Here is a 21,052-nt window from a genome sequence, read left to right as displayed (position 1 = left end):
TGCTTTTAGAAACATTACTTTTTATACCTATTCCCAGAGGCGACGACGGGGTGAGCCATTAAGTTTTTGGTGAGCATCAGCTAACAGCGCCGGAATATCTAGTTGTTCGGGGCATCGTGGCAGGCAGTCACCGCAGGATGTACAGCGATCGCCTTTATTGCCAGGAAACCAATGACCAGCATTTTCTAGCATTGTGTATCGGTAATTACTATAGTCACTCAGATCGTAAGCATCCGCAAGATTACGTAGGCGGAGAATTTCGGGAATATTGATATTTTCCGGGCAAGGCAAGCAGGCGTAGCACTGACTGCATTTTTGCGGTTCTATGGTAGTTAATTGCGCCTCTAAGCGTTGAAACGCAGCAATTTCGGTGGGATTTAATGGTTCAGTGCGATCGCACTGTTTAAGCGGCTCAATGAGTTCTTCCGCCTTAGCCGCTCCTACACTTAAAGTAGTAATCCTCGGATCGCTAAGTAAAAAACGGTAGTTTAATTCCAAAGGTGTGAGGGGATAACATAAATCAGTTAGCTTTTGGGGAGGGTTATAGAGCTTACCGCCTTTATCGGCGGGGGAAATAATAAATATTCCCATATCTTTAGTTTTGGCTAACTCTAGGGCGGCGGCATGACGTTGAAAAAAGTAGTAGTAATGTAGGTTAACAAACTCAAATAAGCCTGTGGCGATCGCTTCAGTAATTAATTCCAAAGAGCCGTGTGTTGAAAACCCAACGTGTTTGACTTTCCCCGCCTTTACCGCCGCTTGCACTGCGCTCATGCAACCTTTGCCAAGTAACTGTTTGAGATGTTCCCAAGTATTGATGCCGTGCATTGCCAAGCAATCTATGTAGTCTAATTGCAAGCGCTGCAATGATTCGTCAATGTAGCAACTCATAGAATCAGCATCTACGGTGGGGGAGATTTTGGTTGTAATGTAGATTTGACTTCGTTCGATGGGTAAGGAAGCTAACGCCGCTCCCAAATACTCCTCACTTTTGCCGTAACCTCTAGCTGTTTCAAAGTGATTGATGCCACAAGCATAAGCTTTTTCGATAGTTTGTCGCGCACAATCGGCAGATGCTAAGTAGCGCATCGTTCCCAACGAGAAAACAGATAAATAGAGATTAGTTTTACCAAAACGTCGATAACGCATAAAGAAATAATAATTTAGGCTTCCCCAGGACTAAAACCTTTGCCTTGAATTAAGTCTTCGGGGCGGAGATTAGACAAAAATTCCTTAAAAGCTAGTTGTTCGGCTTCATCGGCATCTCTATCAACGGGAATAGAGGCATCAGCGATTACTTCTTCCATTACCCAGATGGGGCTATTGGTACGCAAGGCGATCGCAATCGCATCACTAGGACGAGCATCAATTTCTTTTTTTACTTCCCCTTGGCGGATGCTTAAGACAGCGAAAAACGTCCCATCTTGAATTGAGTGAATCACCACGCGATCTAATACCATCCCCCAAACTTCTAACATATTTGCTAGTAAGTCATGAGTTAGGGGGCGAGGCGGTTTTTGGTGTTCTAAGGCGCTAATAATTGCCTTAGCTTGGTCTTGATTTATATAAATTGGTAGCGCCCGACGCTCGGTTCCGTCTTTTAGCAATACAATCGGGCTGCGGTTTACAGCATCTATGGCAATGCCAGCAACTCTCATTTCAATCATTGACGTAGCCTCTAAAATTCTTTGTTTTTATAGCGATCGCAGTATGGAGGTCAACGGAAACTAGAGATAAGCTAGTAGAAACGTTATACATATTTATATTGATAAAGTGGATTGATTTAACTCCAATTTAGGAGCGGTATTTAGTTTTTTGTGTCAGTGTCCAACAAACGCTCTTTACCCCAGTATGACCCGTCTTGATGAGTTTTATGTAAAGCGGATTAGAAGAAATTAAGATGATTTTTATTTAGGTAAGTTTTTTATATGTTTACAGGATTAGTTCAGGCTTTAGGACAAGTTCGCGCCTTGGGCAGCGATCGCCTAAGGGTCAGTTGCAACGATGATAATGCTAGTCTAATTTTGACCGATCTTGCCCTTGGTGACAGCGTGGCGGTAGATGGTATTTGTTTAACAGTTATGGAAGTTTTGCCCCAAGGATTTATCGCCGCCGTTTCTCCCGAAACTCTAGGGCGAACTACTTTAGCTCAAAGTCAGAGGAGCGATCGTTTTGTCAACTTAGAACCTTCTTTGCGCGTAGGGAGTAAGTTGGGGGGACATTTTGTCATGGGACATATAGACGGGATTGGTTACGTGGACGCAATTGAGCAAACTTCGACTTCTTGGGAGATAAGTTTTACAACTACAAGTGCGATCGCGCGTTACATTGTCCCCAAAGGTAGTATTGCGGTTAATGGTATAAGTTTAACCATTGCTGATTATAACCATGAACGTTATTGGTTTAAAGTAGCGGTTATTCCCCTAACTTACTCAGAGACTAACCTCAGCTATTTACAGCTAGGTGATGCGGTGAATTTGGAAGCCGATATTTTGGGTAAGTACATGGAAAAATTAATTCCTAATTCCCGGCATGAAAATGATTTGACTCCGGCGTTTTTGGCGGAAAATGGTTACTTGTAAGTAATTTAATTGATTAGTTTTAGTCAGTGAGTGCGATTTTTGATTGCTGACTGGTAATTAGCTTGGAGTTGAATACATTTGTATTTTCCAAATTCAAGTCAGCCAGTTGTGGTTTACTTTGGCTTTGGATACTTCATGGCAATAAGTAACAAAAATTTTTACCTCCCCATCAGTTGCCTAATTATCCTGTATCATTTATTTTGATACAATAGTCCGGTATTCCGACCGATTAACCGGGGATTAAAAGGAGAAAAGAGTATGAGTTGGTGGCGTATAACTAAAAGCAAGTTAAAAAACTTTGTAGCTTTATTTTTGGTAGGAGTAGTATTATCAAGTGCGATCGCCGCTTGTTCGGGAGGAAACAGCACTAGCAGCACTTCCAGCACCGCCGCCAGTGGAGGCGATAAAGAATTAACCCTTGTCTCCTACGCTGTTACCCGCGCTGCTTATGAAAAAATTATTCCTCAATTTACCGCCAAGTGGAAACAAGAAAAAAATCAAAATGTCACTTTTAACCAAAGTTACGGCGGTAGTGGTTCTCAAACCCGTGCAGTAATTGACGGTTTAGAAGCCGACGTAGTAGCTTTAGCATTGGCATTAGATACAAAAAAAATCGAGCAAGCAAAACTAATTGAACCAGGATGGGAACAACAAGCACCTAATAATGCGATCGTCCATAAATCTGTAGCGGCATTAGTTACCCGTGAAGGCAACCCCAAAGGCATTAAAACTTGGGCAGATTTAGCCAAACCAGGAGTAGGCGTAATTACCGCCAATCCCAAAACCTCCGGGGGGGCGCGATGGAACTTTTTAGGATTATGGGGTTCGGTAACAAGAACCGGAGGCGACGAAGCAAAAGCCCTTGACTTTGCAACTAAAGTAATCAAAAATGCTCCGATATTGCCTAGGGATGCTCGCGAATCTAGCGATGTATTTTTTAAGCAAGGACAGGGAGATGTATTAATTAACTACGAAAATGAAGTAATTTTAGCAGGATTAAATGGCGAAAAATTGCCTTATGTAGTTCCCGATGTTAATATCTCTATCGACAATCCTGTAGCAGTGGTAGATGCAAATGTTGACAAGCACGGCACAAGAGAAATTGCCCAAGCCTTTGTAGAGTATCTTTACACTCCAGAAGCCCAAAGAGAATTTGCTAAAGTCGGCTTTCGCCCCGTAGATCCTACCGTAGCAGCCGAAGTGTCAAAGCAGTACGTACCGATTAAAACCTTGTTTACTGCCCAAGATATGGGCGGATGGGACGAAATTCAGAAAAAGTTTTTTGAAGATGGGGCAGTTTTTGACAAAATTCAAGCTAGTTAAAGAAATATTCGCAACCAAAAAACTATAAATGGTATCTTCTTACTCCAAGCAAAAAAAACCGACTTCCTGGGAACCCCTAAACAAAATATTAGGGCTGTCTGTCCCTTGGCGAATTACTTTAGGCTACTTGACAATTGTGCTGTTGTTGCCAGTATCAGCCTTAATTTTAAAAGCAGCAACAGAAAAGCCAATTGACTTTTGGAAAATTGCCACAAGTCCTGTTGCTTTAGCAACTTACGATGTTACTTTTGTTACTGCCTTTGTTGCCGCCCTAATTAACGGAGTTTTGGGACTATTAATTGCTTGGGTGTTAGTTAGGTACGATTTCCCGCTCAAACGCTTAGTAGACGCGGCAATTGATTTACCCTTTGCTTTGCCTACTTCCGTTGCCGGATTAACTTTAGCAACGGTTTATAGCGATAACGGCTGGCTTGGCTCTTTGGTTGCCCCCTACGGAATTAAAATAGCTTTTACGCGCTTAGGGGTAGGGATAGCGATGTTATTCATCTCTCTGCCCTTTGTCGTGCGTGCCTTGCAGCCTGTGTTGCAAGAAATGGAAAAAGAAATCGAAGAAGCAGCTTGGTCATTGGGGGCTTCTAGATGGCAGACTTTTTGGCGGGTAATTTTACCGCCCTTAATGCCGGCGATGTTGACGGGAATAGCTTTAGCTTTTTCTCGTGCGGTAGGGGAATATGGTTCGGTGGTAATTATTGCCTCAAATATCCCTTATCAGGACTTGATTGCTTCGGTGCTAATTATTCAAAGATTGGAACAATACGACTATTCGGGAGCAACAGTAATTGGTACAGTTTTGCTGGTGCTGTCGCTACTGATTTTGTTAGCAATCAACCTGTTGCAAGCTTGGGGGCGACGCTATGAACTCTAACAACATTGCTGGTAAGTCTTTTAATGCAAGTTTTCCTAAGAAAAAATTAGCTAATGGCGATCGCCCCTGGGTAAAATTTGTTTTAATTGGAATTGCGGTTGCTTATCTTGCTTTAATTCTATTTATTCCCGCCGCAAACGTTTTTGTTCAAGCTTTTAAGTCAGGGTTTGCGCCTTTTTTGACAAACCTAACCCAACCTGTTTTTCTTCATGCAATTAAGCTCACCGTCATAATTGCCTTAATTGTTGTCCCCGTCAACACCGTTTTTGGACTTTGTGCAGCCTGGGTAATTGCCCGCAATCAATTTCGCGGTAGAGCATTGCTAATTAGCATTCTTGATATACCTTTTGCCGTTTCTCCCGTAGTAGCAGGATTAATGCTTGTATTACTCTACGGGCGTAATGGCTGGTTTGGGCCATTACTAAATGCGGCAAATATTAAAATAATTTTTGCGCTGCCAGCCATGGTAATTGCTAGTGCTTTTATTACGATGCCTTTTGTCGCCCGTGAAGTTATCCCGGTTTTGGAAGAATCCGGTTTTGACCAAGAAGAAGCGGCAAAAACTTTAGGAGCGAACGATTGGCAAATATTTTGGCGCGTCACCCTGCCAAATATTCGCTGGGGTCTGCTCTACGGAGTAATTTTAACCAATGCTAGAGTTATGGGCGAATTTGGTGCAGTTTCGGTTGTATCGGGAAATATTGGCGGCAAAACCCAAACTTTACCTTTATTTGTAGAGGAGGCTTACAAGCAGTATCAAACCGAATCTGCTTTTGCGGCGGCGGTTTTGCTGGCGGGTTTAGCCTTGGTAACGTTGGTATTGAAGGAAGTTTTGGAACGTAAAACTCAAATCAAAGATATTGAATAGGAGAGCGTGTTATGTCTATCCAAAATCAAGACAACTTTTCTTTGCACTCTAGACCAACTCAAACTCGAATCAAAATTCATATCCCCAAAAACTTGCACGAAGAACCCATAATTTCGCGTTTAGTTTCACATTATGGTGTCACCGTAAATATTGCTGCCGCCTTACTGGGCGCAAATATCCGAGATGATGGCTGGTTTGAACTCGAATTGCGAGGTAAAGCCGAGCAAATTCAAAGTGCTTTGACTTACCTCAATGAGTTGGATTTAGAAATTTGGGGACAATCGAGGGCGGAAGAAGATGGTTGGTAATTGGTAATTGATAATAAGTTTGAGTTTCTGTAACTTTTAAGTCATTTGGTTTTCAATTGCCCACCGCGCTAGTTCGGTGCGGTTGTGCAACCCGGTTTTGCCTAGCATATTGGAAACGTGACTTTCTACGGTGCGCTGACTTACATTGAGTTCGTCAGCAATATTTTTATTAGCTAAACCTCTAGCTACAAATTGCACTACTTTCAATTCTGTTTGCGTCAGGTGAACATCGAAGGGAACTTGAATTTTTGATTCATTATCGCCCCCATCACTTGATTGCTGTCTTTGCCGAAAAGCTTGTTTGAGCGATGCTTCTACTTGGGCTACTAATTCCTCTGGTTCAAAAGGTTTGACCATGTACACATCTGCGCCTACATTTAAACCCTTGACTCGGTCTTGAGCTTGACCTTTGGCAGAAAGAAATAAGACAGGAATCCAGCTAGTACGCTCATCTTCGCGAATGTTACTTACAAAATCATAGCCATCCATTTCTGGCATCATCACATCGCAAACAATCATGTCTGGGACATCATTTTCTAAAACTTCTAGAGCTTCTCTACCATTTTCTGCCGTGATCACTTCATAACCCCGAAATTCTAAATAATCCTTGACTAGCAATATTAAATTTGGGTCATCATCAATTAATAGCAGTCTTTTGTGTTCTTTAACGCTAGTTTCTTTCATACTTTGCTACGGTGGTTACTTTTAATTCAAGGAAATTTTATAAATAGGTGTCTTGCCTTGTTTCCCGAAAGATAGCATCTAGCGGTTAAAGCGAAGTTGCCAATCTTAAAAAATTGCATTCCAGTAATGCTACGGAATTATATAGTATATCTAATGCGTTATTATATATTAATTTTTCCGTCTAAAATCTTAGCAGTCTTATCAACAAATGTTGCTATTAGGTTTGATATTGTCTTAGCATAAAAAACCATTGTCACTATTATTTATTTACTTGTGTATCAAAAACTACAGGTTGCGGTAAAGGATGAGTTAAAAAAGCATATTCTTCAACAACACAGTTATTAATTAAATGTTCTTGAATAATCCGCTCAATAACTTCAGGAGTTGCTTGACGATACCAAACGCCATCAGGATAAACTACTAAAATTGGGCCAGCGCTACAAACTCGCAAGCAATTAGCTTTGGTGCGAAATATACAACTAGGACGAGTATCTGTTGGCTTATCGAGTTTTAACTGTTTTAATCGCTTTTTTAGATACTCCCAAGATTCTAAACTCGTCTTTGTGGAGCAGCATTGAGGAAAAGTTGGGCCAGCACAAATAAAAATGTGGCGTTCAATTTGCTCTAATCCTAAGTTTTTAATACAAATAGCTAAGGAGTCTAAGTCTTTAGCTTGGCAAGTTTCATTTTTTTCAACTAGCTCGATGGCGGCGGGATTTTCTGGGGTCATTGTTACAAAAGATAATATTTGGTGTCAATAGAGCGATCGCACTTCTAAACCAATTACCACAGCCATTGCAACTATCACAGGGTATAAGTTCGGAAACCCGTACACAAAATTTTGTTGCTTTTAGGCTGCATATTTAGCTAAATTAGCACTCAGGAGCAGAGAGTGCTAATTTTTTGGGAGAAACCTATTTATGGCAGCAGTAACTTTAAGTGTATCGACAGTTAAGCCCCTAGGCGATCGCGTATTTGTCAAAGTCAGCGCCGCCGAAGAAAAGACCGCCGGAGGTCTATATTTGCCCGATAACGCCAAAGAAAAGCCCCAAGTAGGGGAAGTAGTCGCTTTGGGTGATGGTAAGCGTAATGATGACGGTACTCGTCAGCAAATGGAAGTAGAAATAGGACACAAAGTCCTTTACTCCAAGTATGCTGGCACAGATATCAAGCTTGGTACAGAAGAATACGTCCTGTTATCTGAAAAAGACATTCTTGCCGTAGTTGCCTAAGCAATCTCACTGCAAAGATAAAAGATTTATTTTCTTTCGTCCTTAAGCAATTTAACCCCCTCACCACACAGGTTTATCCATATGGCAAAGCGAATTATATATAACGAGAATGCTCGTCGTGCGTTAGAAAAGGGCATGGACATTTTGGCAGAAGCCGTTGCCGTTACTTTAGGTCCCAAAGGTCGTAACGTAGTTCTAGAGAAGAAATTTGGCGCACCCCAAATTGTTAACGATGGCGTAACCATTGCCAAAGAAATCGAATTAGAAGACCACGTAGAAAATACTGGCGTAGCGCTAATTCGTCAAGCAGCTTCTAAGACTAATGACGCGGCGGGAGACGGTACTACTACAGCTACCGTCCTTGCTCACGCAATGGTCAAAGAAGGGCTAAGAAACGTAGCGGCGGGAGCTAATGCAATTTCCCTCAAGCGTGGCGTAGACAAAGCAACTAATTTCTTAGTAGGCAAAATTGCCGAACACGCTCGTCCAGTAGAAGATTCTAAATCTATCGCTCAAGTTGGCTCAATTTCTGCGGGTAATGATGAAGAAGTCGGTCAAATGATTGCTGACGCGATGGACAAAGTTGGTAAAGAAGGCGTAATTTCCCTAGAAGAAGGGAAATCTATGAACACCGAGCTAGAAATTACCGAAGGGATGCGCTTTGATAAAGGCTATATCTCTCCTTACTTTGCCACCGATCCTGAGCGGATGGAAACAATTTTTGAAGAGCCTTATATCTTGTTAACCGACAAGAAAATTGCTTTAGTTCAAGACTTAGTACCTGTATTAGAGCAAGTAGCTCGTTCGGGTCGTCCTTTGGTAATTATTGCTGAAGACATTGAAAAAGAAGCTTTGGCAACTTTGGTAGTTAACCGTTTACGGGGTGTACTAAACGTAGCGGCGGTTAAAGCTCCAGGATTTGGCGATCGCCGTAAAGCTATGTTAGAAGATATCGCCGTATTGACTGGCGGTCAACTAATTACGGAAGACGCTGGCTTGAAGCTAGAAAGCACCAAGCTAGAAATGCTAGGTAAAGCCCGTCGCATCAACATTACCAAAGACACTACAACAATTGTGGCTGAAGGTAACGAGCAAGCGGTTAAAACTCGCTGCGAACAAATCCGCCGTCAAATGGAAGAAACCGAATCTTCCTACGACAAAGAGAAACTCCAAGAGCGTCTAGCTAAGTTGGCTGGTGGTGTAGCGGTAGTTAAAGTTGGTGCAGCGACAGAAACAGAAATGAAAGATCGCAAATTGCGTTTAGAAGACGCGATTAACGCGACTAAAGCCGCCGTAGAAGAAGGTATTGTTCCCGGTGGTGGTACAACTCTAGCTCACCTATCTCCTGAATTGGAAGCTTGGGCAACAGCTAACCTCAAAGATGAAGAATTGATTGGGGCGATGATTGTTTCTCGTGCTTTGGCTGCTCCCCTGAAGCGGATTGCTGAAAACGCCGGACAAAATGGCGCAGTAATTGCCGAGCGCGTCAAAGAAAAAGACTTTAATGTCGGCTTTAACGCTGCAACTAACGAATTTGTCGATATGTTTGCGGCGGGAATTGTCGATCCTGCTAAGGTAACTCGTTCTGCTCTGCAAAATGCAGCTTCTATCGCTGGTATGGTTTTAACTACTGAGTGCATTGTAGTTGACAAGCCAGAGCCAAAAGATGGCGCAGCGCCAGCAGGTGGCGGTATGGGTGGCGGCGACTACGATTATTAATCGTCCGTAGGTGTAAGTATTACTTGCGCCTTAACCGTTACTTTAAAAAAAGCAGAGTTTCTCAGGAAGCTCTGCTTTTTTATTTATGCACCGGTGCAATGCATTGCGAAGGCATCTTTTGGGAAGAAGGATTCTCCCCAAAAGATGCCGCCCCCTACAACGTTTGCAATCAGTCGTGAACAGCAAGAGAGTTTCGCCCCCTAACTCCCTTTTTTTGGGGGACAAGACTCTTAGCCACCTTTAATTGGGGGTTGGGGGCTATTCATATTTCATAACTCGAATAGGATCGCTATATATGCCTATGGGTTGTTTGTAGTTAAACCTTGATCGGATAAATTATTAAAAAATTAAATTAGTTACTTTTTTAACAAATAATTTATGACAAAAAGTTTTCCCCCAACTCAAGAACAGTTAGAGCAAAAGTTATTAGAGCGCATTCAACAGGTATATTTAAAAATTCTCGGACATCAACCCCAGCAAATTTCTTGTAAACTGCTAGATAAAAATTTAACAGTGATTATTGAAGATTCTGTTACCCAACCAGAGCAGTTATTGATAGATATTGGCAAGGGAGAATTGGCGCAAGAAGTAAGAACTAATATTCACTTGGCTTTTGAACCTTATCTTAAATCGACAATTGAAGAAGTTACGTCTATTCCACTTACAGATTTAATTAGCAAGTCATCATTAGATAGTGGGAGAACTAGCATTGTAGCGATTTTAGCTCATGCCCCAGAGTTAACTATTTCTAGCTAAATAACAACGCACCATTGCTTCTAATTCTTCCAGCATATAGGGCTTTGTGATATATTCCTGGCAACCCGCCGCTAATAGGCGATCGCGGTCTTCTTGTCTAGCTAAAGCCGTTACAGCAATTACAGGAATATTTTTTGTAGTTGGGTTTTGCTTCAGATGGCGGACAACCTCTACACCGTTTAAATCTGGCAGCATTACATCTAGCAAAATCAGGTCAGGATGGTAAACTTGGGCTAGGAGTAAAGCTATTTGCCCCTCTGTTGCGGTGATTAACGAACAGTCAAATACATTTAATACTTCTCTCAGTAACAGCAAATTATCTTCATTATCATCTACAGCTAAAATTTGTGCTTGTTTAGCAATTGTTTCGCTATTTTTAGCTAAAACTTCCAATTTTTTTTACTCCATTAAGTGGGACTTCATCAACAGACGAAAGCATTTTTGCCCTAACTTCTAATTGAGGCATTCCCCAAGCGGCGTAGCTGGCGCTCGTGACGGACTGGCTCTTAACTAATTTTTTACTGTATTACTGAGACGAGACAGGCAAAAAAGCTAACTAAGTTTTAGTATCGCTGTTAACAGTAGCCAAGATTATTAAGATTCAACTGGTTGGCATCTCAAATAAACTTAATATTTTTTAACAATAGCTTAGGTTTTTGGAGAAAGCTGTAGTTAGGTTTACAAAGCAATACGTTTTATTAAAATAATGAAAAATTTGTCAAAAACAAAGGAGAAAGCGATCGCTCAAAAAGCGTTACATTCCCTAATTTTAGCGCCAAAATAGAAAGGGAAAGGCGATCGCACTTCTGGAGGCGAAAAGTAATGGCGATTTCTACAATTAATCCGGCTACGGGGGAAACGCTAAAAACCTTTACAGCACTAACAGATAGTGAAATTGAAACTAAACTTGAGTTATCGCAGCAAGCTAGTGAAAAGTGGCGAAAAACACCGATAAACAAACGCGCGGAGGTAATGATCGCCGCCGCCGCCATGTTAGAGCAAAATAAAGCGCAATACGCGCAACTTATGACTTTAGAAATGGGCAAACCGATTAAAGGTGCAATTTCGGAAGTTGAAAAATGCGCTTTGGTGTGTCGTTACTATGCCGAAAACGCTGCCAAATTTCTCGCCGATGTACCCGTTGCTACCGATGCTAGTGCTAGTTTTATTCGCTACCAACCAATGGGGGCAATTTTGGCGGTAATGCCTTGGAATTTCCCATTTTGGCAAGTATTTCGCTTTGCAGCACCCGCGTTAATGGCGGGGAATGTAGGCTTACTTAAACACGCTTCCAATGTACCGCAGTGTGCCTTAGCAATAGAGGAGATTTTTACTAAAGCAGGTTTTTCTACGGGAGTATTTCAAACATTGTTAGTAGGAGCGGACAAAGTTAGCGATTTAATAAATAGCGATCGCATTTCTGCCGCAACTTTAACCGGAAGTGAAGTAGCAGGAGCAAGTTTAGCCGCCGCCGCCGGAAAACAAATTAAAAAAGTAGTTTTAGAATTGGGAGGCAGCGATCCGTTTATAGTTTTGGGTAGCGCCGATTTAGAAGCTGCTGTAACTACCGCTGTCACAGCGCGGATGCTTAATAATGGACAATCTTGCATTGCGGCAAAACGCTTTATTGTGGTAGAAGAAATTGCCGAGCAATTCCAGCAAAAATTAGTAGAAAAATTTGCCGCTTTAAAAGTCGGCGATCCCATGCAGCCAGATACAGACTTAGGCCCATTGGCAACGCCGAACATTCTCAAAGACTTAGACTATCAAGTTAGCCAAGCAGTAAAAGACGGCGCAAAAGTGTTAATTGGCGGACAAAGGTTAGAACGCCCCGGAAACTACTATCCAGCGACAATATTAACGGATATTCCCCCCGAAAGCCCCACAGCAAAAGAGGAATTTTTTGGGCCAGTGGCATTGTTATTTAAAGTAGCAAATATTGATGAAGCGATTAAGTTAGCCAACGATACGCCCTTTGGGTTAGGTGCTAGTGGGTGGACAAATAATAAAGCCCAAAGCGATCGCCTAATTGACGAAATCGAAGCCGGAGCGGTATTTATCAACAGTATGGTCAAGTCTGACCCCCGAATGCCCTTTGGCGGCATCAAAAAGTCCGGTTATGGTCGAGAATTGGGCAGAGCGGGGATTCATGAATTTGTGAATATTAAAACCGTTTGGGTGAAATAAAGTCCTATCTAATTGGGAACTATTAGGTAGAAGGGCGATCGCGTCAACTATTTTTTATATAGAGTGTGAAGGAAGCAAGTTAATGAATACAGCAGAATTATTAGTTCAATGTCTAGAAAACGAAGGCGTGCAATACATTTTTGGCTTACCTGGAGAAGAAAACCTGCACGTTTTGGAGGCAATAAAAAAATCCTCCATCAAGTTTATTACTACTCGACACGAGCAAGGCGCGGCGTTTATGGCAGACGTTTACGGGCGCTTAACGGGTATGTCTGGGGTATGTCTTTCAACTTTGGGCCCTGGGGCCACAAACTTAATGACGGGCGTTGCTGACGCGAATTTAGACGGCGCTCCTTTAGTTGCCATTACTGGGCAAGTAGGAACAGATCGGATGCACATTGAGGCGCACCAGTATCTCGACTTAGTGGCAATGTTTGCCCCTGTAACCAAGTGGAATAGCCAAATAGTTAGACCTAGCAATACTCCCGAAATTGTCCGCCGGGCTTTTAAGACTGCCCAAAGTGAAAAACCTGGGGCGGTACATATCGATTTACCCGAAAATATTGCCGCCATGCCTGCGGTGGGGACACCTTTAAATAACAGCGCTCTGCAAAAAACCTATGCGGCTTTTCAAAGTATTACCGCCGCCGCCGCCGCTATTTCTGAAGCAAAAAATCCGTTGATATTAGTGGGTAATGGGGCAATTAGAGCCAATGCCAGCGAGATTTTAACTAAGTTTGCTACAGAGTTAAATATTCCTGTCGTCAATACTTTTATGGGTAAAGGCGTAATTCCTTATACTCATCCTTTGGCGTTGTGGACGATGGGATTGCAGCAGCGAGACTATATCAATTGCGGGTTTGACAATACGGATTTGGTGATTGCGATCGGCTATGATTTAATCGAATATTCGCCTAAAAAATGGAATCCTCAAGCCCATATTCCGATTATCCATATCAATGCCATGTCTGCCGAGATTGATAGTAGCTACGTGCCAATAGTGGAGGTTGTGGGCGACATTTCTGATTCCTTAGAGGAGATTTTGCACAGAGTTGATCGTCAAGGCAAACCCGAACCCTACGCCTTGCAATTACGCGCCGATATTCGGGCAGATTATGAAGAATACGCCAACGATAGCGGGTTTCCGATTAAGCCCCAAAAACTAATTTACGATTTGCGCCAGGTAATGGGCCCGGAAGATATTGTAATTTCGGACGTTGGCGCACACAAAATGTGGCTGGCTCGTCATTATCATTGCGATCGCCCCAATACTTGCTTAATTTCTAATGGCTTTGCCGCGATGGGGATCGCCATTCCTGGCGCGGTAGCAGCAAAACTTGTTTATCCCGACCGTAAAGTAGTCGCAGCTACTGGAGATGGTGGTTTTATGATGAATTGCCAAGAATTAGAAACGGCTTTACGAGTCGGTACGCCTTTTGTAACTTTAATTTTCAATGATGGCGGTTACGGTTTAATTGAGTGGAAACAGCAAAATCAATTTGGTAGTTCCTCCTACGTTCATTTTGGCAACCCAGATTTTGTAAAGTTTGCTGAAAGTATGGGCTTAAAAGGCTACCGCGTAGAATCGGCAACAGATTTTATTCCTATCCTCAAAACTGCTTTAGCCCAAAATGTCCCGGCGGTAATTGATTGCCCGGTAGATTACCGCGAAAACTCTAGATTTACGCAAAAATCTGGCGATTTAAACTGTAAGTTATAAACCCATCTTCTACCAAACCTAGTTTATCAATACCTTTGACTGAGTAAGAAGGTATTTATACTAAAATTTGTTATTTCTTCTTACTCTTTTGGCGCTTATGAGCGCTATTCGTCATCTATAGTTAGTTGTTTTGGGTTGCAGCGTTTAACAACTACTACAATTCCTTCCGCTCCTTCATTATTCAAATCTTCAACATAGCCTGGATAGGCGGCTTTGGCTTCCGCAGAGGTTTTGAAAGGCCCAAAGTAGTACACGCAACGGGGCTTAACAGTTGTAATTTCTGCCCACCAAGGTGCATTAAAGCCTTGCATGAAGCCTATAATCAACTGTTTAATCATCTATGTAGTATTGCATAAAGAGTAGCGGCAAAAAGCTTATATTACCAGAGTAGCTATTTAAACACAATAACTAATAGCTACTATAGCAATCCTATTTGATTCATAAACACTATCTCGTAGGGGCGCAAAGCATTGCTACGTTCACAATTGATTTAGAAAACGCTATATTTAGCTTCCATCGGTAGGAATAAATATTATTTTAATTATTTGCTCTCAGGAGTAAGTTTAAGTTTACTGTTAATAAACTGGAAATATGTATTAATAAAAAAATGTTATTAGTTAAATAAACTTAAATAATTAGTATGATAAAAAGTTAAGAAATCAGATTTTTTGTTCAAGCTAGTTCTAACAAATTAATTACTTATAGTCAATGAAAGTTGCCAGTTGGAATGTAAATTCAATTCGGATTCGCCTAGAGACGGTGGTAAATTGGCTAAAAGAAAATCCGGTAGATGTGTTGTGCTTGCAAGAAACCAAAGTTGTAGATGATGATTTTCCGCGATCGCCTTTTACGGAATTAGGTTATCACATCTATGCTTCAGGACAAAAGTCCTACAATGGTGTGGCAATAATTAGCAACCAGCCTTTGGAAGATGTTAGTACAGGGTTTGCACCTTTAATTGGAGTTAGTGACCTAGATATTCAAAAGCGGGTAATTACTGGGGTTATTGACGATGTGAAGATTGTCTGCGTGTATGTCCCTAATGGTGGCGCGGTAGGTAGCGAGAAATATATTTACAAGCTGGCGTGGTTAAAAGCCTTGGGAGAATACTTGCGCTTTGCTTTGTATGAAATATCTAACATTTGTATTTGCGGCGACTTCAATATTGCTTTAGAAGATAAAGATATTCATGCTCCAGCTTTACTAACAGGTCAGACTATGGCATCTCAGTTAGAGCGTCAAGCTTTGCAAGCAATTATTGAATTGGGTTTTGCTGATGCTTTTCGCAAGTTTACTACCGAAGGCGGACATTATAGTTGGTGGGACTATCGCGCTGCGGCTTTTCGGCGTAACTTGGGGTGGCGAATCGACCATCATTATCTAACTTCTGACCTTTACAAACAGGCGACTAGCTGCATTATTGATACTGCGCCTAGAAAACTTACCCAACCTAGCGATCACGCGCCTGTAATTGTTGAGTTTTGATTAATGCGTTGCTGAATAGGTAATTGATAATTGGTAATAACTTTAATGAGTAATTCCCAATACATTATTAAAGAGGGTGAGACGGGAGAGCTATAGATTCAGGAAAATCATTGCACGTTTAACAACGCCAATTTTTGCAACGTCTCTTGCATTGGTTTTGAAATCAAATTATCTTTGAATCCTAAACATATATTTTCGTTATTTTGTCAATCTTTAATTAGGATGAAGATATAGCAATCCTATCTATATTCATAAACATTAATCTTAGGGGCGCAAAGCATTGCGCCCCTACTAAAATAAAAAACATTTTATCTATTTGGCTAAAAGCTGTAAAGTTTGCTACTATTTTTTATTTTGGGAAACATTACATTAATTCCACAAAGATTTATAACTTAAGTAATTCTAGGGAGGCTTTAGGGTGCATTTAATTAGTAGAAAAGTAACAGCTTTTGCTTTAACAGGAACTATTGGATTTTCAACAATTTCAACAGGGACATTAATCTCTACAATTTCTGTAGCAAAAGCCGCTAACCGACCAACAACCATGTCAACTAATGGCATGGTAACAACTCCGCACTATTTAGCTTCTCAAGCAGCGATAGATATTCTTAAAGACGGTGGAAATGCGGTGGATGCAGCAATTGGCGCAGCTTCAACTTTAGCAGTAGTTTATCCTCATATGAATAGTATAGGAGGAGATAGCTTTTGGCTAATTTATAATGCAAAAACTAAAGAACTTAAAGCTTTAAATGCTAGTGGCCGTTCTAGTGAAAAAGCAACAATTAAATTCTATCAGGATTTGGGATATAAAAAAATTCCAGCTAGAGGCTATCTGGCTGCAAATTCCGTACCTGGCACTATTTCCGGTTGGGATGAAGCTTATAAATATGCTCAAAAAACAATGGGTAATAGTCTTCCTTGGTCGCAAGTAATGACTTCGGCTATTTCCTATGCAGAAAACGGTTTTCCAGTAACACCAAGTCAAGAAATTTGGACTACTACAAATATCGGGCAAGATAACAAAGAGTTACGCGATTTGCAACGTTTTGACAGCTTCCGAAAAACTTATCTTAATGCAAAAAATCAACCGTATAAAGCTGGAGAAATTTTTAAGCAACCTGATCTTAACAAAACATTGAAATTAATTGCAACTAAAGGGGCAAAAGAATTTTATCAAGGAGGAATTGCGAAAAATATAGTAGCAGATGTACAAGCTAATGGCGGAGTTTTAACTACTAAAGATTTTGCTCAACATACTGCCAACTGGGTAAATCCAATTTCTGTTAATTACCGTGAATATCAGGCTTATAATTTCCCTCCCAATACTCAAGGGATGGCTTCTTTATCAATTTTAAACATCTTGAATAATTTTGATTTGAAAAAGATCGGAGAAGGAACAGCAGATTACTATCATGTAATTGTAGAAGCAACTAAACTAGCTTTTGCCGATCGCGATAAATATTTGAGCGATCCTGAGTTTGTAAAAATTCCCTTGGATTCCCTATTATCAAAAAAATATGGCACAGAATTAGCCAGCCGCATTAACTTAACGAAGACAGTTAAAGAAGCAAAACTCCTCGATCCTAAAGGCGATACTGTATGGTTAGGGGTAGTAGATAAAAATGGTAATTCTGTTTCTTTAATTCAAAGCATTTATCATGATTTTGGATCAGGTGTTGTTGCAAAAAACACTGGAGTTTTGCTGCAAAATCGGGGTAGTTTCTTTTCCTTAGATCCAACTCACGTTAATCATTTACAACCCCGAAAACGTAGCTTTCACACATTAAATCCAGCAATGCTATTTAAAACAGGGAAACCTTATCTTGTTTACGGCACAATGGGAGGAGAAGGACAACCACAAACTCAAGCGGCGCTAGTAACTCGCATTGTTGATTTTGGTTTTAGCGTCCAAGAGGCGATTGAAGCCCCAAGATGGCTGCAAGGAAGGACTTGGGGCGCATCTTCTAACGATTTAAAGATGGAAGGACGAATCACAAAAGCTGTCAGTGAAGAATTAGTTAAAAGAGGTCATCCTGTCAAAATGGTTGATGATTATACCGATACAATGGGACACGCTGGCGCAATTTTAATCGATCCTCAAACTAATGTTAAATCAGGAGGAGCAGATCCGCGCGGAGATGGGGCGGCGGTAGGATATTAGACTAACAAGTTTTTAATAATACGATCGCATAAATAATTCTATTTTAGGGAAAATGTGCGATCGCATTTAATAACTTATCTACCTGGCGATCGCCCACAACATTCTAATTTAGGGAAGACAGGCGATCGCACTTAATAACGTATATGTAAGGGCTGAAATAATTACTGAGTCGGAAAATTACGTTAATAGTTTGATAAACCGCTAATAACCGTCAGAGCAACTGGCAATAAAACTGTTGAGTTTCTCAACTTTAATAGTACAATTGTACTGTATAACAACCTTCATACAAAAAAAGCATAACTCTAAAAAGATCGCTAGAATGCTTAATTAACTGGCTTTTGCATTAATCTAGCAAATGATGGAATTTCGCGCTCATCTTCCTAGTGATTGTCCACCTTCATCTACCGAAAGCACTTCTGGGGAAGTGGATCGTTTTATTGATATGAACCATAGCACCCCACTACCTGAAGATTTCTTATCACTTCGGGAATTGAACCCTGATAAACCTTGCCCTAAAGGGGCTACAGAATGTCAATATTGTGGGGTATCTGTTTATAGATCGATAGATGATGTGCGTAGAGTTCCTAAAAGAATTCCAGCCTTTAAAAAAAAGAAGCTTGCTTTAGGTAATTTAACTTCTAATTTGGGGTTAATACAAAATACTCCTTCAAAAACAGGTAAATCTCACCATACTTAATGGCTATATAAAGATACTAGCCCTTGGGCTGTCTTTCAAATTATCAGTATTCCAGATGAGACATTGCCATGAGTAGTTCTCTACAATTGAGTGTTTTAGGCAATATTGAAATTATTGAGGTTTATGATTATTACGATGAACCTTGTCTTTTTGCCTGTAAAAATGGTTCGGGACAAATCTTTCTTGCAGTTTGGATAGATCAAACAGAAACTCACAAAACATGGTTATACGCTCCAGTTTCTTTGCAGAGATTTAAGCGGATTAGAGCCGGAGACATAGATTTAAAAAATGTCTTTTTAAACTCAGAAGATAGGTTTGTCTATAAAGTTACAACCTTCTATGATAACAGTCCTGCTGAAGTTGAGCAATTAAGTTGTAAAACTCTTAGTGATGAACAACTTCCTAAATCAGGTGAAATGATTGAGGTTGGAAACGAATCTCTTTTTGCCCTGGAAGCAAGCAATATAAATCAATTAGCATTAGAAAAAAAGCGCGAAATTATAAACTTTACATTTAAGTTTCCATCCGTACAGTCAACAGAAGCTCCATCGCTACATTTAGGAAAAACTTTAAGTTCGTTTCAACCTTTTGTAGATGCTCTTGGTCAAATAAAGAGTGTGGGAGAAATATCTAAAAAGATTTCTTCACAAATATTGAAGCAAACAGAGATGGCAATCACTGGAACATCTTCAGGCTCTTTTGTAGCAACGCTAGGCTCGTCACCATCGTCTCAAAAAGATATTTTTGGTAATACACTTGCCGGAGATGCTATTGAAGAATTTTTAAAATTACTGAGGATCGGTAGAAATCGTGAAGAATTGCATGGGCGTTTACTCGTACTGAAAAAAGTAAAACTGCGTCTGAGTATCGTGACTTTCTTCATTCAATAGCAGGTGCTGGAACTGGACTTCATGTTAATTGGGGTTCGCCCACTCCAGGTAGAGGAGGTTCTGCTGAATTATCTTTCTCTCTCGTAAAAGAGGTTCTAGAAATAATTAATCAAATAGAACTAGAAAATCAAAATGAATATAAAATTATAGGAGAATTGATTGCAATTCATAAACGCAATAAAAGATTTGAAATACAAGATATTCAATCAAAAATAAAATACAAAGGCGCAATTCTTGAGGAAGCAATGCCAGACGCAGGAACAGCTACTATAAGTCAGATATACATTGCAACTATTCAGGAAGTTAATAACTCCACACCTGTGACGGGAGAAGAAAAACAGGTATATCAATTAATATCTCTACGTCCTTGGGAAGATAACGAGCCAGAACCTAATTCACCAATAAATAATCTGCCCACCAATACACAGTTAGATATTTACAATTTATAGAAAAACTCTTTTTTGATGTAAGATTTAAATCTTTAGGTCAGTAGACTATGACCATTAACTCCTAAACACAAACTTTTAGCGATCACACATCTTCCCCCTAAGTTTCACCAACAGGTAAAATTACGGTAGTTTTTGGCACAATTACATTGAGAGCATCTTTAACTACTTTCAAAATTACGGGTAATTCGCCAATAGGATGACCGTCAATATGTACTGGTATACTGACATCAGACGTAAACTTTACTTCACCAACCCGATAAGTTTCTATTTTGGGGCTATACTGACGCTGACCTTTGCTAATTGACCAAAAATGACGCATTAGTTCCCATTTGCTAAAGTTGCGGAAAACACTAATTGTGAGCAACCCATCATCAATGGCGGCATCAGGAGCAACAGTAAAACCAGTACCGTAATAAGATCCATTGGCAATTACAATTAGCAAGGCGGAAAGCCGCAACTCGTGCCTAGCAAGGGGCTTTTTCCGCACAAACCGCCGCTTTACAGTCGATACACGGGCTTCTGTTATTGGGCGGTCAAACTCCATACGCAACCGTTGGGGTTTGTAATTTATTGCTAGTCGAATCGCTTGCAGTAGTTGTCCCCAACGACCGCCTTTAATTTCTTCACCAATGGGAAACAGCGCCGCATCTAAACCAACTCCCGCCGCTTCAAAAAAGTAATGTTCGTTATTAGCTTGACCCACATCAATACTTTTAATTTGACCATTGGCAATTACCTGACAAGCTGCAACTATATCGGTGGGAATGCTCAAACTACGGGCAATATTATTGTATGTGCCAACAGGAATAATTCCTAAAGTAACGGGCGATCGCAGCAAACCTTTAGCAACTTCGCCAACTGTACCATCTCCCCCTGCAACTACCACTAACTCGTAGTTTTCTTCAATCGCTTTAAGGGCAATTAAAGCCGGGGAGTTATCGGGGTCTGTAAAGGCAATATCGGCTCTAATCCCCTCAGCCTCCATTGCGGCAATAATCTCTGGCAATTTCATCAAATTAGGCTCGTCATCGCCAGAAACCGGATTGATAATTAGCCGTATGCGTTTGAGAGTTTGTGTTTGCAAAGCTTTTGACTCACCCGGAAA

Annotated in this window: 22 protein-coding genes; 15 read left to right on the top strand and 7 right to left on the bottom strand. The window is 40.8% G+C overall.

Features of this window, described 5'->3' with window-relative positions:
- Positions 1-27: 27 nt before the first annotated feature.
- Both SYN7509_RS0209225 and SYN7509_RS0209220 read right to left on the bottom strand, forming a co-directional pair.
- Positions 28-1,149 (bottom strand): aldo/keto reductase, encoded by a 1,122-nt coding sequence (locus SYN7509_RS0209225; protein WP_009633929.1) that lies wholly within the window; start codon positions 1,147-1,149, stop codon positions 28-30.
- Positions 1,150-1,163: 14 nt separating this feature from the next.
- The gene (locus tag SYN7509_RS0209220; protein ID WP_009633928.1) at positions 1,164-1,667 is read right to left on the bottom strand and encodes a bifunctional nuclease family protein; all 504 of its coding nucleotides are present in this window, start codon (positions 1,665-1,667) and stop codon (positions 1,164-1,166) included.
- Between the two features lie 261 nt (positions 1,668-1,928).
- Between SYN7509_RS0209220 and SYN7509_RS0209215 the strand changes: the two genes are divergently transcribed.
- The 5 genes from SYN7509_RS0209215 to SYN7509_RS0209195 all read left to right on the top strand — a co-directional run bounded on the left by SYN7509_RS0209215 (position 1,929) and on the right by SYN7509_RS0209195 (position 5,967).
- Positions 1,929-2,582 (top strand): riboflavin synthase, encoded by a 654-nt coding sequence (locus SYN7509_RS0209215; protein WP_009633927.1) that lies wholly within the window; start codon positions 1,929-1,931, stop codon positions 2,580-2,582.
- Between the two features lie 258 nt (positions 2,583-2,840).
- Positions 2,841-3,905 (top strand): sulfate ABC transporter substrate-binding protein, encoded by a 1,065-nt coding sequence (locus SYN7509_RS0209210; protein WP_009633926.1) that lies wholly within the window; start codon positions 2,841-2,843, stop codon positions 3,903-3,905.
- A 28-nt stretch (positions 3,906-3,933) separates the two neighbouring features.
- Positions 3,934-4,791: a sulfate ABC transporter permease subunit CysT gene (gene cysT / locus SYN7509_RS0209205; RefSeq protein WP_009633925.1), complete on the top strand. Its 858-nt coding sequence runs from the start codon at positions 3,934-3,936 to the stop codon at positions 4,789-4,791.
- A complete protein-coding gene (cysW, locus tag SYN7509_RS0209200) occupies positions 4,781-5,659 on the top strand; it encodes a sulfate ABC transporter permease subunit CysW (protein ID WP_009633924.1) in 879 nt (292 codons plus the stop codon). The genes cysT and cysW overlap by 11 nt, the downstream gene beginning before the upstream one ends.
- A gap of 11 nt (positions 5,660-5,670) precedes the next feature.
- On the top strand, positions 5,671-5,967 hold the full coding sequence (locus SYN7509_RS0209195) for an NIL domain-containing protein (protein ID WP_009633923.1): 297 nt from the start codon (positions 5,671-5,673) through the stop codon (positions 5,965-5,967).
- A gap of 36 nt (positions 5,968-6,003) precedes the next feature.
- On the opposite strand, the gene SYN7509_RS0209190 is transcribed toward SYN7509_RS0209195, so the two are convergent.
- A complete protein-coding gene (locus SYN7509_RS0209190; RefSeq protein WP_009633922.1) occupies positions 6,004-6,651 on the bottom strand; it encodes a response regulator transcription factor in 648 nt (215 codons plus the stop codon).
- A gap of 259 nt (positions 6,652-6,910) precedes the next feature.
- Entirely contained in the window at positions 6,911-7,381 is a 471-nt protein-coding gene (locus tag SYN7509_RS0209185) for a (2Fe-2S) ferredoxin domain-containing protein (protein ID WP_009633921.1), read from the bottom strand.
- 190 nt (positions 7,382-7,571) lie between these two features.
- On the opposite strand from SYN7509_RS0209185, the gene groES reads away from it, so the two are divergent.
- The 3 genes from groES (at position 7,572) to SYN7509_RS0209170 (ending at position 10,358) form a co-directional block, all read left to right on the top strand.
- Positions 7,572-7,883, top strand: coding sequence for a co-chaperone GroES (groES, locus tag SYN7509_RS0209180; protein ID WP_009633920.1), 312 nt, complete (start codon positions 7,572-7,574; stop codon positions 7,881-7,883).
- A gap of 81 nt (positions 7,884-7,964) precedes the next feature.
- Positions 7,965-9,602 (top strand): chaperonin GroEL, encoded by a 1,638-nt coding sequence (gene groL / locus SYN7509_RS0209175; RefSeq protein ID WP_009633919.1) that lies wholly within the window; start codon positions 7,965-7,967, stop codon positions 9,600-9,602.
- A 378-nt stretch (positions 9,603-9,980) separates the two neighbouring features.
- On the top strand, positions 9,981-10,358 hold the full coding sequence (locus SYN7509_RS0209170) for a Na-translocating system protein MpsC family protein (RefSeq protein ID WP_009633918.1): 378 nt from the start codon (positions 9,981-9,983) through the stop codon (positions 10,356-10,358).
- Here SYN7509_RS0209170 and SYN7509_RS0209165 read toward each other — a convergent pair.
- Positions 10,341-10,751 (bottom strand): response regulator, encoded by a 411-nt coding sequence (locus SYN7509_RS0209165; RefSeq protein ID WP_009633917.1) that lies wholly within the window; start codon positions 10,749-10,751, stop codon positions 10,341-10,343. The two genes, SYN7509_RS0209170 and SYN7509_RS0209165, sit on opposite strands and share 18 nt — an antisense overlap.
- Before the next feature lie 429 nt (positions 10,752-11,180).
- On the opposite strand from SYN7509_RS0209165, the gene SYN7509_RS0209160 reads away from it, so the two are divergent.
- Both SYN7509_RS0209160 and SYN7509_RS0209155 read left to right on the top strand, forming a co-directional pair.
- A complete protein-coding gene (locus tag SYN7509_RS0209160; protein ID WP_009633916.1) occupies positions 11,181-12,545 on the top strand; it encodes an NAD-dependent succinate-semialdehyde dehydrogenase in 1,365 nt (454 codons plus the stop codon).
- A gap of 82 nt (positions 12,546-12,627) precedes the next feature.
- Positions 12,628-14,265, top strand: coding sequence for an acetolactate synthase large subunit (locus SYN7509_RS0209155; RefSeq protein WP_009633915.1), 1,638 nt, complete (start codon positions 12,628-12,630; stop codon positions 14,263-14,265).
- A 104-nt stretch (positions 14,266-14,369) separates the two neighbouring features.
- On the opposite strand, the gene SYN7509_RS0209150 is transcribed toward SYN7509_RS0209155, so the two are convergent.
- Positions 14,370-14,603 (bottom strand): DUF1816 domain-containing protein, encoded by a 234-nt coding sequence (locus tag SYN7509_RS0209150; RefSeq protein WP_009633914.1) that lies wholly within the window; start codon positions 14,601-14,603, stop codon positions 14,370-14,372.
- A 370-nt stretch (positions 14,604-14,973) separates the two neighbouring features.
- On the opposite strand from SYN7509_RS0209150, the gene xth reads away from it, so the two are divergent.
- The 5 genes from xth (at position 14,974) to SYN7509_RS0209125 (ending at position 19,947) form a co-directional block, all read left to right on the top strand.
- On the top strand, positions 14,974-15,750 hold the full coding sequence (gene xth, locus SYN7509_RS0209145; RefSeq protein ID WP_009633913.1) for an exodeoxyribonuclease III: 777 nt from the start codon (positions 14,974-14,976) through the stop codon (positions 15,748-15,750).
- A 418-nt stretch (positions 15,751-16,168) separates the two neighbouring features.
- The gene (gene ggt / locus SYN7509_RS0209140; protein WP_009633912.1) at positions 16,169-17,911 is read left to right on the top strand and encodes a gamma-glutamyltransferase; all 1,743 of its coding nucleotides are present in this window, start codon (positions 16,169-16,171) and stop codon (positions 17,909-17,911) included.
- A 355-nt stretch (positions 17,912-18,266) separates the two neighbouring features.
- Positions 18,267-18,608: a hypothetical protein gene (locus tag SYN7509_RS25515; RefSeq protein ID WP_009633911.1), complete on the top strand. Its 342-nt coding sequence runs from the start codon at positions 18,267-18,269 to the stop codon at positions 18,606-18,608.
- 68 nt (positions 18,609-18,676) lie between these two features.
- A complete protein-coding gene (locus SYN7509_RS30445) occupies positions 18,677-19,498 on the top strand; it encodes a DUF6575 domain-containing protein (RefSeq protein WP_009633910.1) in 822 nt (273 codons plus the stop codon).
- Between the two features lie 155 nt (positions 19,499-19,653).
- Entirely contained in the window at positions 19,654-19,947 is a 294-nt protein-coding gene (locus SYN7509_RS0209125; RefSeq protein ID WP_028954210.1) for a hypothetical protein, read from the top strand.
- Between the two features lie 97 nt (positions 19,948-20,044).
- Here the strand turns inward: SYN7509_RS0209125 and SYN7509_RS0209120 are convergent, their stop codons facing one another.
- A complete protein-coding gene (locus SYN7509_RS0209120; RefSeq protein WP_009633908.1) occupies positions 20,045-21,031 on the bottom strand; it encodes a diacylglycerol/lipid kinase family protein in 987 nt (328 codons plus the stop codon).
- Positions 21,032-21,052 lie beyond the last annotated feature (21 nt).

The sequence above is a fragment of the Synechocystis sp. PCC 7509 genome, from assembly GCF_000332075.2.
In the GTDB taxonomy this organism is placed as follows: domain Bacteria; phylum Cyanobacteriota; class Cyanobacteriia; order Cyanobacteriales; family Chroococcidiopsidaceae; genus Aliterella.
Note: the sequence above shows the minus strand (reverse complement) of the source record. Positions and strands in the feature narration are given on the sequence as shown.

What these genes read in the sequence shown, in the direction of transcription:
- SYN7509_RS0209185 (WP_009633921.1), bottom strand. Translation starts at nt 7,381, where the DNA reads ATGACCCCAGAAAATCCCGCCGCCATCGAGCTAGTTGAAAAAAATGAA.
- SYN7509_RS0209150 (WP_009633914.1), bottom strand. Translation starts at nt 14,603, where the DNA reads ATGATTAAACAGTTGATTATAGGCTTCATGCAAGGCTTTAATGCACCT.
- SYN7509_RS0209190 (WP_009633922.1), bottom strand. Translation starts at nt 6,651, where the DNA reads ATGAAAGAAACTAGCGTTAAAGAACACAAAAGACTGCTATTAATTGAT.
- SYN7509_RS0209170 (WP_009633918.1), top strand. Translation starts at nt 9,981, where the DNA reads ATGACAAAAAGTTTTCCCCCAACTCAAGAACAGTTAGAGCAAAAGTTA.
- SYN7509_RS0209210 (WP_009633926.1), top strand. Translation starts at nt 2,841, where the DNA reads ATGAGTTGGTGGCGTATAACTAAAAGCAAGTTAAAAAACTTTGTAGCT.
- SYN7509_RS0209220 (WP_009633928.1), bottom strand. Translation starts at nt 1,667, where the DNA reads ATGATTGAAATGAGAGTTGCTGGCATTGCCATAGATGCTGTAAACCGC.
- SYN7509_RS0209155 (WP_009633915.1), top strand. Translation starts at nt 12,628, where the DNA reads ATGAATACAGCAGAATTATTAGTTCAATGTCTAGAAAACGAAGGCGTG.
- SYN7509_RS30445 (WP_009633910.1), top strand. Translation starts at nt 18,677, where the DNA reads ATGAGTAGTTCTCTACAATTGAGTGTTTTAGGCAATATTGAAATTATT.
- SYN7509_RS0209195 (WP_009633923.1), top strand. Translation starts at nt 5,671, where the DNA reads ATGTCTATCCAAAATCAAGACAACTTTTCTTTGCACTCTAGACCAACT.
- cysW (WP_009633924.1), top strand. Translation starts at nt 4,781, where the DNA reads ATGAACTCTAACAACATTGCTGGTAAGTCTTTTAATGCAAGTTTTCCT.
- cysT (WP_009633925.1), top strand. Translation starts at nt 3,934, where the DNA reads ATGGTATCTTCTTACTCCAAGCAAAAAAAACCGACTTCCTGGGAACCC.
- groL (WP_009633919.1), top strand. Translation starts at nt 7,965, where the DNA reads ATGGCAAAGCGAATTATATATAACGAGAATGCTCGTCGTGCGTTAGAA.
- groES (WP_009633920.1), top strand. Translation starts at nt 7,572, where the DNA reads ATGGCAGCAGTAACTTTAAGTGTATCGACAGTTAAGCCCCTAGGCGAT.
- SYN7509_RS0209160 (WP_009633916.1), top strand. Translation starts at nt 11,181, where the DNA reads ATGGCGATTTCTACAATTAATCCGGCTACGGGGGAAACGCTAAAAACC.
- SYN7509_RS25515 (WP_009633911.1), top strand. Translation starts at nt 18,267, where the DNA reads ATGATGGAATTTCGCGCTCATCTTCCTAGTGATTGTCCACCTTCATCT.
- SYN7509_RS0209225 (WP_009633929.1), bottom strand. Translation starts at nt 1,149, where the DNA reads ATGCGTTATCGACGTTTTGGTAAAACTAATCTCTATTTATCTGTTTTC.
- xth (WP_009633913.1), top strand. Translation starts at nt 14,974, where the DNA reads ATGAAAGTTGCCAGTTGGAATGTAAATTCAATTCGGATTCGCCTAGAG.
- SYN7509_RS0209215 (WP_009633927.1), top strand. Translation starts at nt 1,929, where the DNA reads ATGTTTACAGGATTAGTTCAGGCTTTAGGACAAGTTCGCGCCTTGGGC.